Raw genomic sequence first — 22,106 nt, 5'->3', positions numbered from 1 at the left:
AGGCACTCTAATTTAGCGCTCAAAAAAAGATGCAGAATTACCTCTACTAAATTTTCAAGGTTTCGGAGGGAGGCTTTTTTGAATAATGTATTTCCGAAATATGCTTCAATAAAGACATTTTTTTAAATGAAATTTTCATTATTATTTTCGGTATAATCTAGGTCGGTATGAAAAGTTTCTTTCATTTTCCTAAGTGCCAATAACGAAACGATAGACAATAGGGAGCCAACAATCATTCCTGATTTGAGAATATCACCGTCAAAGAAACTGTCTCTAAAAAAACTATAAATTAAAATAATCAAAGGAAGCGAACCTCGCACAAAATTAGGAACAGTGGTTGTTACAGTTGCTCTGATGTTGGTTCCAAATTGTTCGGCAGCTATGGTTACAAATAGAACCCAATAACCAACTGAGAATCCCATTGTAAAGCAAAGCAAATAGAATGTTGCTGCAGATATTCCGTATGCATTTAAGTAAACAAAAACCATGATTAGATTAAAAATTAAAAACAAGCCCATGATTTTTTTCCTGCTTTTAAGCCATTGGCTCAATAATCCGCTGGCTATGTCTCCAAAGACCAAACCCGTATAGCAAAAGGCAATAGCTTTTCCAGCGGCAATGGTTTCGGCTTGCTGTACGCCAAGCGCTTTTGCAAATTCAGGTGAAAAAGTTATCAAAACACCAACCAAAAACCAAAGTGGAATCCCAATCAGAATACATTGAATGTATTTTGTAAATCTTTTGGAGTTGGTAAACAAAGAAAAAAAGTCTCCTTTCTTTTCATCACTTTGTTGTACTTGCTTGAACATCCCCGATTCGGCGATGCTGATTCTTAAAAACAATAACAAAATACCTAGACCTCCACCAGCATAATAGCAAAAACGCCAGTCCTGAAAAATTTGATAGACTAAATAGGCCGCAACTGCTCCTGAAACTCCAACTGAAGCTACAATCATGGTTCCGTAGCCGCGTTTGTCTTTGGGCAGGGATTCGGCAACCAATGTGATACCAGCTCCTAATTCTCCTGCAAGCCCAATCCCTGCAACCAATCTCCAAAACGCATAGCCATCAACAGTAGTTACCATTCCGTTGGCAATATTTGCTACAGAATAAAGTAAAATCGAACCGAACAAAACGGATATTCGCCCCTTTTTATCTCCTAAAACTCCCCAAAGAATTCCCCCGAACAGCATACCAAACATTTGCATACTGATAAGATATTCCCCTTGATTTCGAATGGCATCTCCTGTTATTCCAAGATCTTTGAGACTATCGGTACGAACAATTCCAAAAAGTAACAAATCGTAAATGTCAACAAAATACCCTAGCGCAGCTACAATTACGGCAGCATTGAGAATGGATTTCGAGTTTCTTGTTATAGGTGTAGGAATGCTATTCATTAGAATTTGGTTTTTATGGCTAGTTTCATTAATAAATCGGTTTGTTGGTCATTGCCTAGAATGAAAATATGTTTGTCGAATGTGACAAAACCATTTTTGGCATAAAATTGTAAAGCCTTATGGTTTTCTTCCCAAACGCCTAGCCAAATATAATCGACACGATATTCTTCTGCAACTTTTATGGCTTGGTCGAGTAATAGTTGTCCTATTTTTTTTCCGTGAAAAGCTTTTAAAACATAAATGCGTTGGATTTCGATTGTTTCGTCTTTTATTGTTTCGGTTTGTGCATTTCTTAGGTTTAATTTAAGGTAACCAACGGGTTCGTTATCACAAAAGGCGATGTAAAAAGGAGAATCAGGATTGTTTATTTCTAAAGTTAATTGTGATGTGTTGAAATTTTCCTGAAGGTATTTCTGCATATTTTCTGGAGTATTTATCTCCGAGAAAGTTTCGGTGAAACACTGTATGCCTATGTTTTGTATTGTGATAAGGTCTTCTAAATGGGCTCTTTTGATTTCAATCATTGCAATCTGTTTTATTTCTTTATAAAATCAAAAATAAGGAAAATAAATAGCATTCATTTTAAAAATCTATGATTGCATTAAACAATTCAATTCATTGTTTCCGAATTCTAGATTTCAATTTGTACTTTTGAAATTGCTAATAAAAAGAATTCGAAAGCCCATATCCAATATGAAAATTGTACTCTCTCCTGCCAAATCGTTAAACTTCGAACAAGAATTACCAACAACCCAACATACAGCCTCTTCTTTTTTAAAGGAATCCAGACAGGTTCATAAAGTTTTGAAACAACAATCACCTAAAAGCTTATCGGAATTGATGTCGATTTCAGATAAATTAGCCGATTTGAATTGGAAACGCAACCAGGATTGGAAAACTCCTTTTACTCCCGAAAATGCGCGTCCGGCAGTATATGCTTTTGATGGCGATGTCTATACAGGATTGGATGCTTACTCGATTCCGATAGATAAATTAGAACAGCTTCAAGATAGTTTACGAATTTTATCAGGTTTGTATGGTTATTTGAAACCATTGGATTTAATTCAACCTTATCGTCTTGAAATGGGAACGAAACTGCCTATTGGCGAAAGCAAAAACTTATATGAGTTTTGGAAAAAAAACATCACCAGTTCACTGAACAAAGAACTTAAAAAAGGGGAGTTGTTTATCAATTTGGCGAGCAACGAATATTTCTCGGCAGTGGATGTGAAGGCTTTGAAAGTTCCTGTTATTACTCCGGAATTTAAGGATTATAAGGATGGGAATCTGAAAATAATCAGCTTTTTTGCTAAGAAGGCTAGGGGATTGATGGTACGCTATATTTTGGACACCAATGCACAAACCCTTGACGATTTAAAAGGATTCAATTATGAAGGATATCAGTTTGATGCTAATTTGTCGAAAGGGAATAACTTGGTTTTTACGAGATAGAATTTAGTTAGCAGTTAGCAGGTAACAGATTTCAGATTATAGAGAAAGCAAAAAAAACTCTGAATTTCACTGATTAATAAGTGAAATTCAGAGTTTTTTTATAATTTGAAGTTGTTAATTTTTTTCGTTCCTAAAGTTCGCAAAAAAGCAAAATCTTGTCCTTTAGCCCCGATAGCAGTGGAAATCCTTGTGAGCCGGTGTTCGGCTTACAAGATTGAAGCTAATAGCGGGACCAATGCCGACTGAAAACGCCTAATTTTTCTGCTCCTAATTATTAGAAAACTCAATTCTGCCTTCTGCAATCTAAATTCTGTAATCTTAATGCATTGCCTCGGATGGATCAATTTTATTTTTTCCTTTTTTGATCAAAAGGATAAAAGGAATACACAGTAAGAATAGAATCCCGAGATACATAAAAATATCCATAAATGATAATACGGAGCTTTGTGACATTACTTTCAGTTCAAGTACTTTGTAAGCTTTAGACAACGCTTCATTGGCAGTATATCCTTTGGACATAAAACCCATTTGTAATTGATGAACTGTTTGTTGTACTTTATAAGATGACTGGTCAAGATAGGATATTAAATTCACGCGATGTTCCTGATTAAGTCTAGTGAGATAAGTGGTAATGATGGCAATACCGAAAGAACCTCCCAATTGTCTCATCATTCCTGTAAAGGCAGCACCTTCACCAATATGTTTCCCTTTTAGAGTAGACAATGACAAAGTGGTAATAGGTACAAATAGTAATCCCAAACCTACACCTCTCAGAATTAATGGCCAAAACATGTGTTCAACGCCAGTGTCTGGTGTCATTACACCACGCATCAAAAAGGTAAAAAGGAAAAATATCAGGAATCCTACTGCAACCATATAAGCTTGTGGGATGCCACGCTGAATCATTTTACCTATAAAAGGCATCATAATACCCGTTGTTATCGAACTTGGGATTAACAATAAACCGGCATCTGTAGCTGTCCATCCTAATATAGATTGGGTGTATATTGGAATGATAAATGTCGATCCATACAATCCGAATCCCATAATAAAAGACATGACGGTTCCAATTCTAAGGTTGGTGTCTTTTAATACTTTTAAATTCACGATAGGATGTTTATAGACAAGTTCTCGCCATATAAAAAGCACTAAACCAAAGACAAAAACTACACTTAAGGTCACAATTAAGCTATCATTGAACCAATCGTCCTGTTGCCCGTGTTCTAAAACAAATTGTAAAGAACCTATGAAAGTGGCCAAGAGTGCAATTCCCCACCAATCAACTTGGTTTGCTTTTAGTTTGTCTCCATATTTTGGGCTCTTTACATAGCCAATGGTTAGTAAAGTAGCAATAATACCAATTGGAATGTTGATGTAAAAAATGAAAGGCCATGAAAAATGATCCACAATATAACCTCCTAATGGCGGTCCCAATGTTGGTCCAACAATAACTCCCATTCCGTAAATGGCCTGTGCCATTCCTCTTTTGGCAACGGGATAACTTTCAGTGATAATGGTTTGTGCGGTTACTAACAAAGCACCTCCTCCCAAACCTTGTATGAATCGAAAAGCTACCAACTCCCAAATATTGGTGGCATTTCCGCACAAAAAGGAAGCCACTGTAAAAATAACAATGGATGTTGCAAAGTAATTGCGTCGTCCAAATTGCTGTGACAACCAACTCGTCATTGGGATTACAATTACGTTTGCAATAGCATACGCAGTAATTACCCAAGCCACATCGGTTAAGGTAGCACCGAGGCTACCTCTCATATTATTTAGGGCTACGTTTACAATCGTAGTGTCTACAATTTCGAGCAAAGCACACATGATACAGGTTATCGTGATGATGACCCTATTGATGCCGTATTCTACTAAATCGTCTTCTTGGTTTTGTACCATTTTGAATTTTTAATAAGTAATGGTTTAAATTCCTTTAATAAGTTTTTTCTAAAACTTATTATTTCAAATGAACATCTACATCAGCGTTCATACCTGGGCGAAGCAATTTAATTTTTTCAGGATCGTTTGAGGCATTCAAACTTATTTTGACAGGCAATCTTTGAATTGTTTTTACAAAATTTCCTGTTGCATTGTCAGGCGGAAGCAATGAAAAACGAGATCCAGTTGCTGGTGAAAATGAAGTAAGCGTTCCTTCAAAATCGTAATCAGGATAAGCATCTACTTTTACCGTTACTTTTTGACCGATAACCATTTTGTTTAATTGTGTTTCTTTAAAATTCGCCACAACCCATGCTTCATTGTTATTGATGATATAAAATAAAGATTGCCCTTGTTGAACCAATTGTCCTGGTTGAATGTCTATTTTTGAAACTTGTCCGTCAATAGCTGCGGTTACAACTGTGTAAGTCAAGTTTAACTGAGCTACTTCAAGTAATGCTTTTGCTTTTTTGATATTGGCGGCAGCAACATCTGTTTGTTTGTTAGAAACTCTTGATTTTGCTTCAATTACTGTTTTTTGAAAAGCACTTGCTTTTTCTTGTTGTTGTAAAATACGTACTTGGCTTTCCGCTTCTTGTTTGGCTGCCAATGCTTGTTCGTACTGTTGTTTGGTAATTGAATGATTTTTGTATAAATTTTCGTAGCGAACATAATCACTGGTTGCTCTTCCCAATCTAATTTTTGCAGTTTCAATATTTCCTCCTGCTGATTGTACATTGGCATCCGAAACAGCAATACTTGCTAATGAACTTCCAATATCTTCTTTGGCTACTTCAAATCCACCTTCTGCAGCTATAAAAGCAGCACTTGCTTCTTCTATTTTTAATTGGTAGTCTCTTTTGTCGATAGTAAATAAAGTATCTCCTTTTTTTACATAGTCATTGTCTTTAACATACACTTTGCTGATATATCCCGAAACCCTCGGGATTATCGGATTCATGTTTTTCTCTATCTGGGCATCATCTGTTTCTTCATGTCCTTGAGAATGGATGTATTTTGAAATTCCGTAAGTTCCTCCTGCTAGGATCAAAACCAATAGGATTATAATGAATTTGGCGTTTGTTTTTTTCTTTTCCATGATATTGGTAGTGGTTATATTTTTGAAAGGTTGAAGGTTTGTGATAGTTGACCAGTGACTGAAAGTAACTCGTAATATTTTTGAATAACATCAACTTTAGCAATGGTTTCGCTTATTTTTGATTTCAGCTGCTCTACATCAGCTTCCAGTAAATCATTAGTATCCGAAAGTCCGTTTTCGTATTTGTCTTTTACAATTCGGTAATTTTCCGAAGCTTGTTCAACAGCTTGGTTGTAAACAATATTTTGTTTAACGGCCAAATCATAATTGGTAATCGCTTGTTGTACTTGAACTCTAATATTATCTTTTAATAGTTCTTCTGAAGTTTTTACCTCAATTGCTTTACTTTCAGCAATTTTTACTTGAGTACCATTTTTAAGAATACCACTAATATCATAGGATAAACCAACTCCAAAAAACATTGCGTTTTCTAACGTAATAATATTGTTTAGGTTCAAAGCAGCATAGCCTCCTACCAAAGCAACATTAGGGTAGTAGTCACCTTTGGCCATTTTAATATTGTTTTGAGTTGCTTTTTCTTGATATTGCATTGCTGCCAAATCTTTGCGATTTTGAAAAGCAGGCTGCTCATCAGTAGGAATAGCGTTTTTAGGAAAGTTAATCAAATCATTTTCGTATACTACTAGTTTTGTTTCTGTTGGTAGTTTCAACAAAGTAACCAGATAGTAATTGATTATTTTTTCATTGTTTAAGGCTTCATCAAGTGTCAACTGAATTTTAGAAACTTGAAGTTGAGACTTCAATAAATCATTTCTAGGGATGATTCCGTTTTTTTCTAAAGCTGTAAAGTCAGTTACACGTTGTTCGGCACTTTTTTGATTTTCCTTTAATAATTCGATCGTTCTTTGTGCTTTGTATAAATTTGCATAATAGTCTATGACTCTCATTGTCACATCTTCTTTGGTTTGAGAGGCCATCGCATTTTCAGCTTGGTACAAATTATCCTGAAGTTTTATGCCATTTTGAATTTTCATTCCTACAAATACAGGTACTTTCAAACTCGCTTGACCAATAAGCAATTGATCAGGAACTGGCAGAACTGCCGACCCTGCATCAATTTTTAAGTCCACAGTTGCTTTTGTTAAACGAAGATATTGTCCTGTAATTTTAAAATCGGGGTATTGATTGTTCTTAGCCGATTGTAATTCTTGTTTCTTGGTTTCCACTTTGGTGTTGGCCAATGAAATTTCATTACTTTTTGTCCAAGCCAATTGTATAGCCTCTTCCAGCTTTAAATTGGTTTTGTCTTGGGCATTTATGGATGAGATCCCAATAAGGAAACCTCCAAATAGCATAAAATAACTAACTTTCATATGTCAAGAGGGCTTTAATGGTTTGTTGAATGTGCATTGTAAGAGTTGTTTTTATATAGGTATTGTATTCTTCTTCGGTGTTCAAGTGTAAAAGATTTTCATAAAATGGTCTATTCAAATGAAAATGGAAATAGGTGCCTAGAATAGTTGTCGTAAGGAGTGGAACAACAATGTCTTTCTTGAAAATTCCCTTTTCTTGTCCATCTTGGATAATGGATTCTATTGATTTTAAATTTCCTTTCTTTAAATCTGTAAAAGCTTGAAGGTTGATAACTCTTTGGCTTGAGGAAAATTCAAAATGCATGATTTTGTAGATGCATCTATTGCTGTTAATTTTATCTATATAAAGAGCTATAAGCTTATGTATTTTTTCAAGTGGATCTAATTTTTCTAGAGTCAAAATGTCCAACTGCAATTTAATATCTGTGATGCGGTTTAAAATAATGGATTCCAATAATTGTTCCTTGGAACCAAAATAATAGGAAACCATGGCAATATTTATTTTGGCTTCCTTGGCAATGTCTCGTATCGATGTCCCGTCAAATCCTTTTTCAGCAAATAGCTTTTCGGCCACTTGCAAAATTTGAATTTGTTTTTCGTTAAAATCCGTTTTCAATGGTGTCTTTTTAATTCGAAACAAAATTAAACAACTGTTTAAATTAAACGATTGTTTAATTTTATTTTAACTTATTTTTAACAATTAATAACAGAGATGAGTTGCAGTTAAACTTGAGGTTTAGACTAAAATAAATGGGAATTTGAATTTTGAAGAAGAAATGTTTTTTTAGTTTTTTTAGAAATAATTCAACAAAAAAAGAGTCTTTATTTTTGGTTAAGCGTTATAATTTCTCTTTAATTGGAATCCAAATTTCTTCTTCTGAGTTTGGGTCTTCTTTTTTATATTTAGCTCCCAAAATTTCAAAATGGGGTCTATGGTCTAAATCATATTTTGAATTGGGAATCCAATCTCTGAATATATGATCAAAAATTTCAATACTATGCCCTTTATGTTCGAAAATGGCATAAAGTCCACCCGACAAAGTGAAAGATTCCATCTCAATAGGAATATTTTCAAAGTCAGTAACCTCAAGTGTAGCCCATTTTTCAAATACAGAAATGGGATTGAACGCTTCAAAATAGGTTGGGTTGTATACTTGTATTGCGAATAGATCTGAACTTATGATATTTTGAATTTCGCCACGTTTTGGCATGAAACTTTGCCATAACTCTGAAGTTTTGTTATTTGCAAGCGACGTTTTAATATGTTTTCCAATTAATTTTTTTTCGGATAAAATTTCAATTCGGGGGCTCATTTTAATTATTTATCGAATGGATTTTTTTAAGCAAACACTGTTCTTAATATTTTCATATTGGCCATAATTAGGGATTATCTCATAACCTGATTTGTGGTACAATGCAATGGCTTGGGGATTGTTTGTGCCGGTTTCCAGAACACAATCTGTATAATTAAGTTCACTAGCCCAGACTTCTAATGCTGCCAAGACTGTACGGGCAACTCCTTTTCCTCGAAAATTTGAATGAACGAACATTCTTTTTATTTCGACAGTATTCAAATCAAATTCCTTGAAAGCACCACACCCAATGGCTATTTCATCTTGATAACAAACTACAACATTGTTGATGGTGTCCAATTTGTTGTATTGCGAATAAAAATCATGTTCTTCGCCATCTTTTATTTTCAAATCTACATCGAGTAAAACAACTAGGTTTTTAAAATCGGTATTTTCGGAAGTTGTTCGTCTAATGGTGGGCATATTTTGAGAATTTGCTTAAACTGGTTTTCGGACTAAATTAATTTAGATAATTTTGAATGTCTTGTCTGCAATGTAGTCCTTATATTTTTTGGTTACAAATTTAAACAAATTATCAGATTATTCCAGCTATTCAACAGTACATTTGAGTCCTTGATTCTCAGTGCTATTTTTTAAGTTGATTTTAAAAACACTGGTGATTTCTGCCATTATCGATAATGCTATTTCTTCTGGGGTTTGACTTCCAATAGGTAATCCAACCGGTCCGTGAATTTTGTCAAAGATACTATCATCAAGAAGCGTATCAGTATCAAGGATTGCATTGAGAAGTTTTTCCCTGCGGTGAACTGGGCCAAGAAGACCAATATATCTCACTTTTGAACTTATAATATGGAGTAAAAAGCGTAAATCTTTCGAGTAATTATGGCTCATGACTACAACGGCAGTGTTCTTGCAAAATAAACCTTGATCCAGATCTTCTGGTTTGACTGTCAAAACCGATTTTGCAAATGGAAAATCGCTACTATTTACAGTACTATATTCAGAACCTATGACTATGACTTCCCAACCTAAGAATGCTGCCAATTGGCTTAATTTATTCGAATCATGTTCTATTCCAAAGAGGCATAATCTGTTTAGAGGTTGTATTTTTTGTTCAAAAACTTGATTATTTGAGCGTTCCTCATAATCGGAATTATAAATTATAGTGTCTTTGAATTTAAAAGAAGTTCCAAAACCTGGTTTACTTATTTCATCTTTCACGAAAGAGCAGGACAAAAAAAACGGTTGTCTTTGCTGGATAGCATCTTCTATTAAATTGAGGAGTTTTTCGTTTGGATGAAATAATTCAATTAAAATATAAATACTTCCTTCGCAGCCTAATCGAAAACGTCCATCGTATTTAAAAACCTTTGGACAATTGGAAGAAAAGACGCTGCTGGATTGCCTGATAACTTCTTGTTCTACACAACCACCGCTTAAGGCGCCTGTAATGTTTTGACATTCATCAATAAGCATTTGGGTTCCTTCCTTGCGATAGGATGAGCCCTCTACATGAACAATTGTAGCAAGAACTGTTCGAAAATTCTTTTTGCTAGCCCTTTTGTATGAGTCTATTATTTTAAGAAATTCGTGCGTCATTTATTCTACGATTTAGGCTTTTTGAGAATGATTAATTATTCCCGAAAAGATTTTTATAGTTTAATTGAATGTATTCGAAAAGGTCACTTGATGAAGGTTTTGGATTGCCAGTCATGTCTTCGAGAACAGTAGCGATCAAATTGTGGAGATCATTTATGTGTGTTACTCCAGATTTCAAATCCCATTCTAATGGTTTCACAATTGGAATATCATCCTTACGGGCATATTCCAGTTCCAGCAAGCACGAAAAATCGGGTGCCGCTTTATCTCTTTCGGTAAGGTTACCTTCAAGATTAAAACAATTTTGAACGGTCTTGATGATGGACGAGTGATCAAATGGAGTATAGCCAGCTGGTCTTGCAATAAGCCCTTTTTTTATGTATGGATTAATCACTACACAAGGAACGCGTATCCCAAAACGATTGAAGAGGAATCCATCCTGTCCTGCTTGATTGTCTTCATGAGGGTTTTTGGCACCGCTTGGAGGCGGAACGTGATCGTAGGTACCGCCATGTTCATCATAAGTAATAATAAACATAGTATTGTCAAAAACTGGCGACGATTTTATTATATTGTAAATATCCGCAATGAGCTTTTCACCTGCTCGAATGTCGGTAGGCGGATGCTGGTCATTTTGCCCTTCTCCGCCGTAATTTGGTTCTAGGAAGGAGTAACTAGGCAAATTGCCCTCTTTACATTTTGCTTCAAAATCGGTCAGTGTCCCAAAATTATTGTTATATTTTAAATCGTGTAATTGTTTCATTATAAGTCGCGTAAGTGAGAAATGATTGTTTCCAAATTTACCGTCTTCATCCTTTGCGCTAGCGAAATCATTATTGCCAAAAATCCCCCAACTAAGATCGTTTCTTCCTCCATCTATGGCTTCTTGTATCTGATTAAAAATGGTTCGTGCATCACATTGTGCAACTGGACTGTTGTTTACATGTCCCGTTGATGTTGCCGCATGTACAAAGTCACGATTAGGAATAGTCTGGCTAGGCACTGAGCAATGATAATGATCACAAACAGCAAAACTCCTAGCCAACTCGCTTAGTACAGGAGTTTGTTCAGGAGTATAACACTTCATAATGTTGCGAGGGTTTGTAGGATCATCACCAAAACTGAAGGCTCCATACAACATAGCGTTTTGATAGTTTTGAACAAATCCCATGTTAATTGCTGGAGGCGCATATTGCTGTGCTACATCATATTTTAGGTACAATTGGTGATTGGTGTCTTTAAAACCCTCTCCTGGATCTGGATTTGGAAGGGTAAAATCCACTGGATTGGGGATAGCCTCGCCTCTACGTTTTTTGGGCTGACCGTTTTTCTCAATCATTACTTTCTCAATAAAAGGAATACCATCGGAGTCTATATTGTCAAGCGGATTCCAAAGGTCTTTTGTCAGTCCTTCAAATTGCTGATTATGTGGAGGTTCTTCATCACTATACAACCAACCTAATAAATTGTCGAAAGATCTGTTTTCCAACATTAGTACCACGACGTGCTTAATTGTTTGTTGTAATTTATCTCTATTTGGTGATAGGTATTGGTTCATCTTATTTGGTTTTTTGCTAGTGAATAGCGCTTTGTTTAGATATGGAAAGAAATGGTGTGCTAAAGAATTTGGAGCGAAAAATTAGGCATTATCAGCCAGTATAGTTCCCGCCATCATTCCTAAACTTATGAGTCTCATCTCGTCTTTGGAGACGAGACGAGGCGCATAAGGTTTATCCCTTCTGTCGGGGCTAAAAAGCCATTATTAGGAATTTTTGGAAGCTTCTAAGTCCCATTGATTACTATGTTTTAGTCCAATGGCTTCAGGCTCATTGCCGTTCATTATTGTGTTGCCTTAATTAAGTTCTGAGCATCAACTCTTGTATGTCCTGGGGGCGCCACAATAAGGTCTGTTTTTGATAAAGCAGTCCATAATATATTGTCCTGAAATGCAATGGTGCCACCACCGCGTTTTTCCTGAGAAATCATACGATTGATATCACCAACACAAACCCAGTCTGAGTCGACGCTAACCGCCCATTTGGCATGGTCGTGTGTTTCTGGCCAGTTCCATGGCACTCCAAGAGGGCTTAGGTCAATATATTTAACATCAAATGTTTTGTGTATGCCGTCACTGTCAAGTGTAGGCGGGATTTTACCTCGTATCCAGGTTTCAACATTAATATCTGTTCCAAGGGCAGGGCCAACGAGATCATTCCAGAAATCTTTGTTCCATGTTTTGTTCTTTGCAATAACTTTAAAATCAAATCCGCCTCGAGATTTATAGTCTATTACATCTGAATCGGCTACAGGATTTGAATTTAGGGTTTGACTAAGAATATTAAGTGGATCATTTTTATCCAATGAAGCTGGTATGCGTGGCAAATATACTTGTGGCACTTGATGGATTGCCATTTGAGCAGCAATTTTGCTCGCAGTTTCGATGTCTATTGAGATGCAAAGATAAGTTTGCCCATATTCCGGAGTAGGCATTGATGTTGCTCCAGGATCTGAAAACTTAGGCCATGAGTGGAGCAACCATAATGCTGTTTTGGTATCGGTATCAAAGGCAAGTACACCTTTTGTATGCCCATAAGAACTGCTGTCAGTTTTATTTGTATCGGGAGGCATTTCATCATTATAAAGAATCCATCCCGTAGTTGGAGCTGGTGTATCAAAAATGGACTTAAGTGTAAGATCAAGTGCTTCTTTTCCGTCTGTCAACAAATTAGGGGATTGGACAACCTTTTTTATATTAGGATCATAGTAAATGTATTCGTAACCAGTGGCTGTAGGTTCGTTTGCTGTTTTGCCAAGTTTTGGAACTTTATAGGCGAACCACCAATCTACTGGTTTACCACTCTCATCCAATGCTGAAATTGTATTAGCCATTTTATTTTTTTTTTAAGTTTTCTAATAAGTAAGTATATAGTATACCGATTCAAGTTTCTTTTCAGGACTTGAATCGGTATACTTCTTATTCATTGGTTTTGGATAACCGAATCTATTGTAAGATTATTTATTTGGAGCAATATCTCCACGGCGAATAGCAACTGGAATAGCCTTGTATTCGGATGAAAAACTTCCTTTTTCTGCTGCTTCCTTTGCTGTAAAAAAGTTTTGCAAAGCAATTGCAACCTGAAAGGAAAAATCGGTTGAATACACAGTCTGATTCATAGATGTGCCACATTCTATATTTTGAAACCATTTCATCCATTCGTCATTTCCACCTCCTTCAGGCGGAGTTTTGCCTCCATCAGGCGCCGCATTAGGCGGAACAAGAGATGTTACTGCAGGATACTCGGCTGCATTATGGCATGACATACAAGAAACAGTATTTAAATCTGCTGGTCCATCTAATCTTCCATTCCAACCAAGATGTTGAGGTGGAAGATTTGGACTTTCGAAAATTACAGTTTCTTTTAGTTCTTTGTTGACTTCGGTTTTAATTGGTGGATATGGAGACGTTTTGTTGATTCTGTTTTTAGGATCATTCCCCCACATAAGACCAACAGGCACAAGGTTCATGAGTTTGTTTTTCTTATTTAATTTTCCGTTGTAACAAAAAGTTCCAAATACCCAGCCAGTTCCTTCAGGATTGCTTGGACTTCTGTCTGCTCTTTGATCACGAACAGAAATATCCATTTGCAACAAATGCACATCGGAAACAACTCTTTTGCTTGATTTCCAGAAATTTTCAGTAATATATGCCTTCCATGTCAATGGATTTACGAGATAATCTACAAAGTCAGTTCCTTTTGGTGCATCGGTAAAAAGTAATTTTACAAAAACGGTTCCAACTGGAAATCCACCATCTTTGTATCGTTTATCCAATGTTTTTAGATTAGGATTTTCAGGGTCTTTCCACATTCTACCCATTGCATAACCCGCTTTATCATTAATTAAAGTAATGGCATATACAGAATAATCACCGTCGACTCCTTTAAGTCCAAGTCCTAATTGGTAAGGTCCTAATGGTGCTTCTTTTATAAGACCATGAAAACCTTCCGTACCGCCGTTTGGCGGATAGGCTCCCTCTCCTTCAACACTAGGATGTAACCATGGAATATGATACCAATTGCGTACCTTATTTTGGTATGGATTCCATTCTTCTGTATTTCCTTCAAAACCATAATCACGAACAGCTTCAATGTATTTTAAGGGCTCTTTTTTGAAGTCTATATCAAGAAAAGCAGGCATATCTTTTGGCATTTCTGTTGGAAAATCTGCTTTTAGTCGAAATATCGGTTGATCCGAATATTTTTCATTGTATTCCTCAGGACTTACCATATAACCGAAATCAGGGAATCCATTTTCCTCATAATTTTGACTCTCTAATAGGGTCATTTTATTTGGGGATTCTAGTTGTGTGTCTTGGTTTTTAGTCTTTTCAGAACAAGAGACGAAAAAGACGGAAGCTGCAATAATGAGTGGTTTTAACTGTTTCATAGGTTTATAATTAGTTTATGTTAATTGGTTTAAGAATAGATGTTTATTTTCTTTATTCGCCAAGATTTTTTGCAGTTACTTCACAAGCTCTGCGTACTTCCTGAACTGTTGCTGGTGCATCGAAGCGAAAAAGAGGGTTTAGTTTGCGTTCTTTTCTGGAAGCTCTTATGGCAGCTTTGATAGCAAAGAAAACACTGTTAGCCAAAACTAGGGGAGGTTCACCGACCTCTTTTGCCGAAAATATTTCATTAGAATCCTCAGGAATATTTATTACAGATTCCTCATTTCTAGGGAAAAGATAAGTATTCATTTCCAGCGGAATGGTTGTAATTGCAGGAATCTTGTAACGCCAAGTATTGGTAGAATTCAGTCTGCCTTTATTAACGCCTTCTGTTTCTGAAACTAATTTTTCGGTCAATAAATATCCAATGCCTTGAACAAAAGCACCTTCTATTTGCCCTATGTCTATGGCTGGATTCATGCTCCATCCCATATCGTAAATAATATCAGAACTAATTATTTTTACTTCACCAGTAAGGATGTCAACTTCTGTAACAGAACAAGCCACGGAATAAGTGAAACCAACAAAGGAATCAACACCACCACTAAGTTTCACGTCTTTCAGACGTTCTATACCAGGGATATTAGGCTGATCGGCTTCGGTTTTGAATGTCATTGCCGGTATTTGAACTTCACCGCCTTTTATTTTAGCATTAAAAGAAGCAATAAGATTAACTCTTTGTGAGGCTGCTTGATTGATTAAGTTTTGCCAAATCATTGATTCTTTTCCATCACTTCCTTTTATTTTTTTAGCCCAGCCTTTACCTTCTCCTGCACCGTAGTTCCAAAAGTCTATTTTTTTGTCAATGCACCACTTTTCACCATTTTCTTTAAGCATTTGGTAACCAAATTCCATAAGTCTGGATCGCATTTCTTCGCAAGTTTGTTTCACTGCTTCACAAGAATAGGGTGTTCCGGTTGAGCCACCGGTGCTTGTTGGATTTGGAGTAACACTTGTGTTTACATTGTCAATGAATATCATTTCCATTGGAATTCCCAATACATAAGCTGCGACTTGTTGCACCTGAGTGACCAAGCCCTGTCCAATTTCGACACCACCTTGATGAATAACAACAGTTCCGTCACCTGGCTGTATAACCACGATAGCGGCAGATTGTTCTAATGCAAGCAAATTGTATCCGGAACCATATTTTACGGGTATCATCGAAATACCTCTTTTATGCCATTTGTTTTCTTTGTTGAATTTTTTTACCTCTAGGCTCTTGGCTTCGAAATTAGAGACTTTCTTAGCATAAGCCCATACTTGTTTCATATAGCAATACGAGAGTGCTTGGCCAAATGGTGTAGCATCGCCACGTTCGTAAAGGTTTTTTTCACGTAAATCTTCGGGTGTCATTTCTAATGCAATTGCGGCATCGTCAATAGCATTTTCGACTATATTTTTGCCTTGTACATCACCAAAAGCACGCATTGCTGTACTTGGAGCTGTATTGGTTCGGCATACATCAATTTGACTTTCAAAATTTTTGATTTTGTAGGCATTGTCCGTTCGCAATTGAATACAGTTGGATACGATAAACGAACAGTCGTAGAAAGCACCACCATCTCCCCACATTTTTAGCTGGAATCCGTGGATAATTCCTTTATTATTTTTATTATGTAAACCAGTATCAACAGCAATTTGATATTCACCGTAGTAGGCATGGCGTTTTCCAATCATTGCCGTATCTTCATCACGAGGTACTGCAAGTCGGACAGGTCTTTTGGTTGCTTTTGCTGCAACAGCTGTTGGTCCTGCAATAAAACGGGTTTGTTCCGTTTTTCCTCCAAAACCTCCTCCCACTGGAGGTACTTCCACTTCAATTTGATTGTAATACATACCTAATGCTGTGGCAACAGTATCATGCATTCCTCCAGGACTCTGCACAGATGGCTGTACTTTGATGCGGTGCTCATCAATTGGTGTTACAATACAAGCTTGCGGTTCCATATAAAAATGGGCTTGCCCTCCGCAAAGCTGTGAGGAACTAACCATAGTACATGGAACGCTGTCTACAGTAACTTCTTTGGTGTCAATTTCTTGATCACGCAAAAGAACTTTAGGGGCAATAGAATCATCATTGGTTGCCCATTCAAATTGGCTGCCGGGGCGGGTTATCTTCCAGATGTGAGTAGCATAAGAAGCGGAAACCGGTGCGTCAGGGAAAATACTTCCTTTTTTAATAGCATCAAGTAAATCGATAATAGGTTCACTCCATTGATCTGTCCAAGGGCTTCCAGGCTTCGAGTACTGAATGCATTCTGAGGATACGTATGCCGCTATCTTAATTGCATCCTGCTCGGTTGGAGCAAGCACCATAGCAATAGATTGGCCAACATAACTAATCAATTGTTCAGCAAAGAGAGGCTGGTCATTTCCCATTCCTTGATTGTTACGACCTCCATTTTTAATGTTTTCATGGGTGATAATATCTGCAAAGGTTGGGAATTGTTCTTTTAGATATACTCTTAGTTCTGCTATTGTAATTGTATTTTTATCCTTTGGATTTATAAAAGTATAGTTCATCAGAGCACTTTGGCTTTGTACAAATGCACCGTTTAAAGTGAGTGGCGGTACAGCAAGTTCATGTGTGTAATGTGTCTGTCCAGAAGTCTGGTACATAGCGGTGACTTTGATATAAGGTTGCGCTACTGGAGCTTTATAATCCTGATTTTTGTAAGTTTGTATTCCGTCACTTACAGGCCAGTTGCCCCATTTGACTTCAGCTGTTGAAATCAGGTTCTCAGGTATGGAAGCACCTTTGATCTTTAAGGTGCTCACTATTGCTTTATAGAAAAAAGAAACGGCTAGTTGTGTACGGTATTCCGAAGTAAAGTCTTCGTTTGGAACCTCTTTCATTCTTTCTTTTTGGGCATCAAGTTCTTTGGAGACTTCCTTTTCGAGTATTTTTGAAAGGTTTTCGGCTTCTGCTAAGGTTAGTTTTTTATTCTTCAACGCCATCTCCGTTTCTGTCGCTCTCCAAGGATATGGTGCAATACCACCAAATACAAGCATTGCCGATTTGACGATGCATTCATCATTAATGTTTAAATTGGTAGTTGCATTAACTATACTGTGAGCGTTTACTTCGCGAAGGGCTACTTTTTGTGCAAGAACAACATCGTTTATATCCTTCAACGGAATTTCATAGGAAGCAAGTACAATTTCGTCTGCCAGTTTTGGGTCATTTTTTACTGCCTCAACAAGGGCTTCGGCTGTTTTTGTATGCTCCTTGAAACTGCCATTTTTTTCTAATTGGAAATAAGTAATTCTTGTTTCTACGGCAAAAAGAGCGGTAAAGAGATCAGAAGGGAATGGCTCTCCTTTGCCTAATGGGATATGTTTTAGTACCAGCATGGTGTTACCTCCAATTGTAGCTGCATTACGAACTATGCGACCAGCAGTACGGCGCGCCATATAGTCTAATGCTTTTAAGATTGATATATCAGATTGAGATGGCTTTTTATTAATGTATTTAAATCTATTGATACCTTCAGAGAGAATTTCGATAAGTTCACTGTATGTTGTGCTAGCTGCTATTTGGAGGTATCCATTGGTTAATTCGAAGCCAGTATTTAATTCGGGTATAAATCGTATATCAACAAAAGAAGTTGTGTCTAAATACTCATTTTTATAAATTCCATATGAGGTATTGGCATGCACAAGCCGGGCATTTTTGTTGTTTTTGAGAATTTCGGCCAGTTCTGATAGTGATGTTGGAGTTACCCAACGATTTGTTGAAACTCCCGAAGCAGGCTGTTGAGCGCCAATAGGAAATGGAATCTCCACATTGGAAGGAAGCTGTGCTTTTGTAGCTGGATCCAGTAGACATGGCATTCTGTTTTTTTCATCGGTAGCACTCCAGTCTGATGCAAAGGTCTTCATTCCGGTAAGTATTGATCGATACCCTGTGCAACGGCATAAATTTCCATCAAACGCTTGTTCGATTTCTTTTTTTGTCGCTTTTGGGTTATTATGTATGAATTCTGACATATTCATTACAAATCCCACACTGCAATATCCGCATTGGCTTCCGTTGTTTAGCGCAAGTTGGTATGCCACTGGATTCATACCAGTGTGGGTCAGTTCTGAAGGGAATTCCGAAATTTCTGTTACAATCTCTAATTCAGCAGTACAAGATCCATTTTGAAGATTTTTTGAGATTTCTTCCTGAACAGCCATACGTTTGACCTCGGCTTCTTTTTTTGCAGTGTCTAATACGGGAGATTTGTCTTCATCAATAGGGACACTACTGCGTGTTGAACTGGATTTTTGCATCAGAAATTCAGGATCTGGTTTACGAGTGGCTCCAGTTCCTTCAATCGTAGTTACAGAGAGTCCACCTATAGCACATATTGGTCTAAGACAAGAGTTGATTGCACGATGTTCAGCTTCATTTTTTTTGCCGTTCCATTCTGAAAGGATTACTGTACATCCTCCGCATCCTCCTTGTCCGCATGGTTTTTTTGGTCCAGAAAGAGCCACTTCTGGCGAACGCAAATAATCAATTAAAAGTAAATCTGGTGAAGGGTTTTCGATAGTTATTGATTTTCCATTCAGAAAAAAATTTACAGAATTTTTCATGTTTGTCTTAGAGGATTTGGTTAGATTTTTTGTCATAGAGCAAATAGTTTTTCAGCAATTAGGTCTCAATAATTCTTTTGTTTTTTGAAATAAAAAAATTACAGTTCTGTAAATATATATTATTTAACTTATAATAATAATTTATTTTGTAAATAATAGATTTAATTTTTAAAATAAACTTAATTTGTTATATTTTTTTTATAATAACAGTAACTATTTGGTAATTAATGATTGCCATTTAAAATTGAGCTTTTATTCGTGAAATTTTATATAAATACATTGAAAATTTGCTCAAAAAACAGTACGCCAATTTCTTTATGATAGCTTCTTCTTTTTGGGCGCTCAAATAATTCAGATGTTCTATTTTTATGGCCAGTAAATGAATTGTTTTTGTTCAGTTCTCGTTTTAATAAAATAGCAATCCAAATGTTTTAATCCTAATTGATAACGTTTAGTATTTCAAAGTTGATGAAATGATTTATTGGATTTGAAAAAATTATCATTAGCACTTAGTATTAAGTCATAAAGAAGATAATTAGGGTTATGAGTACAGAGTAGGTTGTTTTTTTAAAATCTGACAGTTTTGAGAAAATAATGAGTTTTTATTTCTACTGTTCGTATAGTACACAAATATTGGATTTTGTGCTATTTTTTGTGATGTATTTCAGTTTGTCTGATAATCTTTGTTTTGAGTTTTAACAAATTGATTCAGATGTGATATAATCGATTTGGATTAGAATTATATGCGTCTTGTGAAATGTATTTTAGTTTGAAAATTATACCATATAAGTTATATAGTTATTTGAGTAATTAAAAAATCACCAACTTGTATATCTTATATGGTAAATCTTTTTGCAGTAGTCTTTAAGTTATTTGCTTAAAAAAAAATTAAGGTAAAATGCTCTTGTTTAAGTAACTAATCATGTTTTACTTGTAAAGTTATACTATCTAATAGCTTTCACAAACTCCCCAATTTTACCAGTTCCATTCTCAGTTAAATGCGTGATAAAGGCACTTCCAATAATGGCTCCTTTGGCAAACTGAGTCGCTTGATTAAAGGTTTCCGCATTATTAATTCCAAATCCAATCACTTGTGGGTTTTTTAGATTCATGTCGGCTATGCGTTTAAAATAATCTTCTTGGGTACTACCAAAACCGGATTGTGAACCTGTTACGCTCGCCGAGCTCACCATATAAATAAAACCATTCGAAACACTATCTATAAACTGGATGCGTTCGTCTGAAGTTTGTGGTGTAATCAAGAACACATTGATTAATCCGTATTTATTGAAAGTGGCTTTGTATTGTTCCGCATACACATCTACGGGAAGATCGGGAATGATTAAACCATCGATACCTATTTCGGCACATTTTTCACAGAAACTCTCGACTCCATATTGCAAAATCGGATTGAAATAGCCCATAATCACCAACGGAATTGTTACGCTTTGGCGAATGGCTGTTAACTGTTCAAACAAAATTTGTGAGGTCATTCCGTTATGCAAAGCTTGTGTTGAACTTGCTTGAATGGTTGGACCATCCGCCAAAGGATCGCTAAAGGGCAATCCAATTTCGATCATATCTACGCCATTTTTCTCTAAATCTTGAATGATTTGTACGGTGTCATTCAAGTTAGGATATCCAGCCGAAAAGTATATGGAAAGTATCTTTTTGTCTTCTTGTAATTTTTGATTTATTCGGTTCATTTTTAATGTATTTTATCTTTGGATTTTAAAATCCTGTAGTTTTGTTTTTATATTTTATTAATCGTTGAGTATTTTGCTTGTCCAACCAGAATGCTGTTTTTGTACAAGTAATAATCCAGAACCTGAATCTTTCATTTGGACAATCAATTCCCCTTTGTTATTCCAAAAAGCAGAACGACCGCCTGACGGACTCCCGTAAGAGTCTCCACCAAAGTTAGCCATTAGGACATTCATTTGAAATTGGTAAGCATAGTTCTGTAGCGATTGATGTGCTTGCGGAATACCGTTTGGCGAAAAGAAAATACTGGCAATATAAGTGGAACTATTTCTTTTCCTTGCATTTTCAGGATGTTTCGGATGATCGATATCGGCACAAATGGCACAGGCAATGCGTTCATCTTCTATTTCGATTACGGGATTGTAATCAAAAGAAGGTTGGTAATACACTTCTTCACCTGTATGGAGAAATTGTTTAGTATATATGGAAACCGAATCGTTTGGGGCAATACAAAATTCACCCAAAAATAAATCTGATTGTATGCGTATCGGCGCTCCAGCGATGATGGTTATTTTATTTTCGGTCGCTAATTCTTTTAAATGATTCAATCTGAAATCATTTTTGTTAAAAGCCAATCGTACGGCATCTTCTCTTTCATAACCAGTAATGGACAATTCCGGAAACACGATTAATTGAGCTCCATTTATTGCTGCCAATTTGATTAGACGATAATGGTCCAAAAGATTGGTGTCGATATCCCCACGTTTTGGTTTTGTTTGAGCGGCTGCTAAAATCATTTTTTTATTTTAAATTTCTTTAACTGTTTTCTATATAGCCGCGCTATAAGCCCAAGCTTTTTGATTTGATTGCAATTGTACTTCGACTCTTTTATAATGCTTACCTTCATATAGATCGGCTTGATGAAGTTCGTTTACTGAAACTTCATATACTATTCCGCTAATGGTATCGTTTGAATCATTGGTTTCCATAATGATAGGATAGTGTACTATTCCAAATTCTTCTTCGATTTGAATTTCACTCAATTCATAGCCGACTAATGTTTCTGGAGTTCCTTCAAGAACACGCCCAAAAAGGCTTTCTTGAACATCTTTTTCTTGTAAAGTTCCGTAGGCGAATAATTTTTGCATAGATTCTATTTTTGGTTTAGTCAAT

Annotated in this window: 17 protein-coding genes; 1 reads left to right on the top strand and 16 read right to left on the bottom strand. The window is 36.2% G+C overall.

From position 1 onward, the window contains the following. Nucleotides 1–122 precede the first annotated feature (122 nt). Both KZH69_RS09565 and KZH69_RS09560 read right to left on the bottom strand, forming a co-directional pair. Nucleotides 123–1,400, bottom strand: a complete 1,278-nt coding sequence (locus KZH69_RS09565) for an MFS transporter (RefSeq protein WP_219317217.1) — start codon at nt 1,398–1,400, stop codon at nt 123–125. Further along, nucleotides 1,400–1,924 carry a GNAT family N-acetyltransferase gene (locus tag KZH69_RS09560; protein ID WP_219317216.1) on the bottom strand — a complete coding sequence of 175 codons (525 nt, stop codon included), beginning with the start codon at nt 1,922–1,924 and terminating at the stop codon, nt 1,400–1,402. The genes KZH69_RS09565 and KZH69_RS09560 overlap by 1 nt, the downstream gene beginning before the upstream one ends. A gap of 169 nt (nt 1,925–2,093) precedes the next feature. Here KZH69_RS09560 and yaaA point away from each other — a divergent pair, with 169 nt between their 5' ends. Continuing rightward, complete coding sequence (yaaA, locus tag KZH69_RS09555; RefSeq protein ID WP_219317215.1) at nt 2,094–2,852, top strand: peroxide stress protein YaaA; 759 nt, start codon at nt 2,094–2,096, stop codon at nt 2,850–2,852. Between the two features lie 318 nt (nt 2,853–3,170). On the opposite strand, the gene KZH69_RS09550 is transcribed toward yaaA, so the two are convergent. The 14 genes from KZH69_RS09550 to KZH69_RS09485 form a co-directional block, all read right to left on the bottom strand. Continuing rightward, nucleotides 3,171–4,754 carry an MDR family MFS transporter gene (locus tag KZH69_RS09550; protein WP_219317214.1) on the bottom strand — a complete coding sequence of 528 codons (1,584 nt, stop codon included), beginning with the start codon at nt 4,752–4,754 and terminating at the stop codon, nt 3,171–3,173. A gap of 58 nt (nt 4,755–4,812) precedes the next feature. Next, a complete protein-coding gene (locus KZH69_RS09545) occupies nt 4,813–5,892 on the bottom strand; it encodes an HlyD family secretion protein (RefSeq protein WP_219317213.1) in 1,080 nt (359 codons plus the stop codon). A 14-nt stretch (nt 5,893–5,906) separates the two neighbouring features. Continuing rightward, nucleotides 5,907–7,226 carry a TolC family protein gene (locus KZH69_RS09540; protein ID WP_219317212.1) on the bottom strand — a complete coding sequence of 440 codons (1,320 nt, stop codon included), beginning with the start codon at nt 7,224–7,226 and terminating at the stop codon, nt 5,907–5,909. Then, nucleotides 7,216–7,842, bottom strand: coding sequence for a TetR/AcrR family transcriptional regulator (locus tag KZH69_RS09535; protein ID WP_219317211.1), 627 nt, complete (start codon nt 7,840–7,842; stop codon nt 7,216–7,218). Before KZH69_RS09535 ends, KZH69_RS09540 begins: the two co-directional genes overlap by 11 nt. A gap of 223 nt (nt 7,843–8,065) precedes the next feature. Beyond that, the gene (locus KZH69_RS09530; RefSeq protein WP_219317210.1) at nt 8,066–8,539 is read right to left on the bottom strand and encodes a GyrI-like domain-containing protein; all 474 of its coding nucleotides are present in this window, start codon (nt 8,537–8,539) and stop codon (nt 8,066–8,068) included. A 9-nt stretch (nt 8,540–8,548) separates the two neighbouring features. Next, a complete protein-coding gene (locus KZH69_RS09525) occupies nt 8,549–9,001 on the bottom strand; it encodes a GNAT family N-acetyltransferase (protein ID WP_219317209.1) in 453 nt (150 codons plus the stop codon). Between the two features lie 126 nt (nt 9,002–9,127). Further along, the gene (locus KZH69_RS09520; protein WP_219317208.1) at nt 9,128–10,138 is read right to left on the bottom strand and encodes an XdhC family protein; all 1,011 of its coding nucleotides are present in this window, start codon (nt 10,136–10,138) and stop codon (nt 9,128–9,130) included. Nucleotides 10,139–10,169: 31 nt separating this feature from the next. Beyond that, entirely contained in the window at nt 10,170–11,696 is a 1,527-nt protein-coding gene (locus KZH69_RS09515) for an alkaline phosphatase family protein (protein WP_219317207.1), read from the bottom strand. A gap of 281 nt (nt 11,697–11,977) precedes the next feature. Beyond that, on the bottom strand, nt 11,978–13,027 hold the full coding sequence (locus KZH69_RS09510) for a deoxyribonuclease II family protein (protein ID WP_219317206.1): 1,050 nt from the start codon (nt 13,025–13,027) through the stop codon (nt 11,978–11,980). 123 nt (nt 13,028–13,150) lie between these two features. Next, nucleotides 13,151–14,584: a hypothetical protein gene (locus tag KZH69_RS09505; protein WP_219317205.1), complete on the bottom strand. Its 1,434-nt coding sequence runs from the start codon at nt 14,582–14,584 to the stop codon at nt 13,151–13,153. A 52-nt stretch (nt 14,585–14,636) separates the two neighbouring features. Further along, a complete protein-coding gene (locus KZH69_RS09500) occupies nt 14,637–19,265 on the bottom strand; it encodes a molybdopterin cofactor-binding domain-containing protein (protein WP_255557786.1) in 4,629 nt (1,542 codons plus the stop codon). A 908-nt stretch (nt 19,266–20,173) separates the two neighbouring features. Continuing rightward, nucleotides 20,174–20,935 carry a tryptophan synthase subunit alpha gene (gene trpA / locus KZH69_RS09495; protein ID WP_219317204.1) on the bottom strand — a complete coding sequence of 254 codons (762 nt, stop codon included), beginning with the start codon at nt 20,933–20,935 and terminating at the stop codon, nt 20,174–20,176. Nucleotides 20,936–20,992: 57 nt separating this feature from the next. Continuing rightward, nucleotides 20,993–21,730, bottom strand: coding sequence for a carbon-nitrogen hydrolase family protein (locus KZH69_RS09490; RefSeq protein ID WP_219317203.1), 738 nt, complete (start codon nt 21,728–21,730; stop codon nt 20,993–20,995). A gap of 30 nt (nt 21,731–21,760) precedes the next feature. Next, complete coding sequence (locus KZH69_RS09485; protein ID WP_219317202.1) at nt 21,761–22,081, bottom strand: gamma-glutamylcyclotransferase family protein; 321 nt, start codon at nt 22,079–22,081, stop codon at nt 21,761–21,763. Between the last annotated feature and the right edge of the window lie 25 nt (nt 22,082–22,106).

Origin of the sequence: Flavobacterium taihuense (genome assembly GCF_019351435.1) — a bacterium.
GTDB classification, from domain to species: domain Bacteria; phylum Bacteroidota; class Bacteroidia; order Flavobacteriales; family Flavobacteriaceae; genus Flavobacterium; species Flavobacterium taihuense.
The sequence above is the reverse complement of the archived record's forward strand: the minus strand, read 5'-3'. Positions and strand labels throughout refer to the sequence as shown.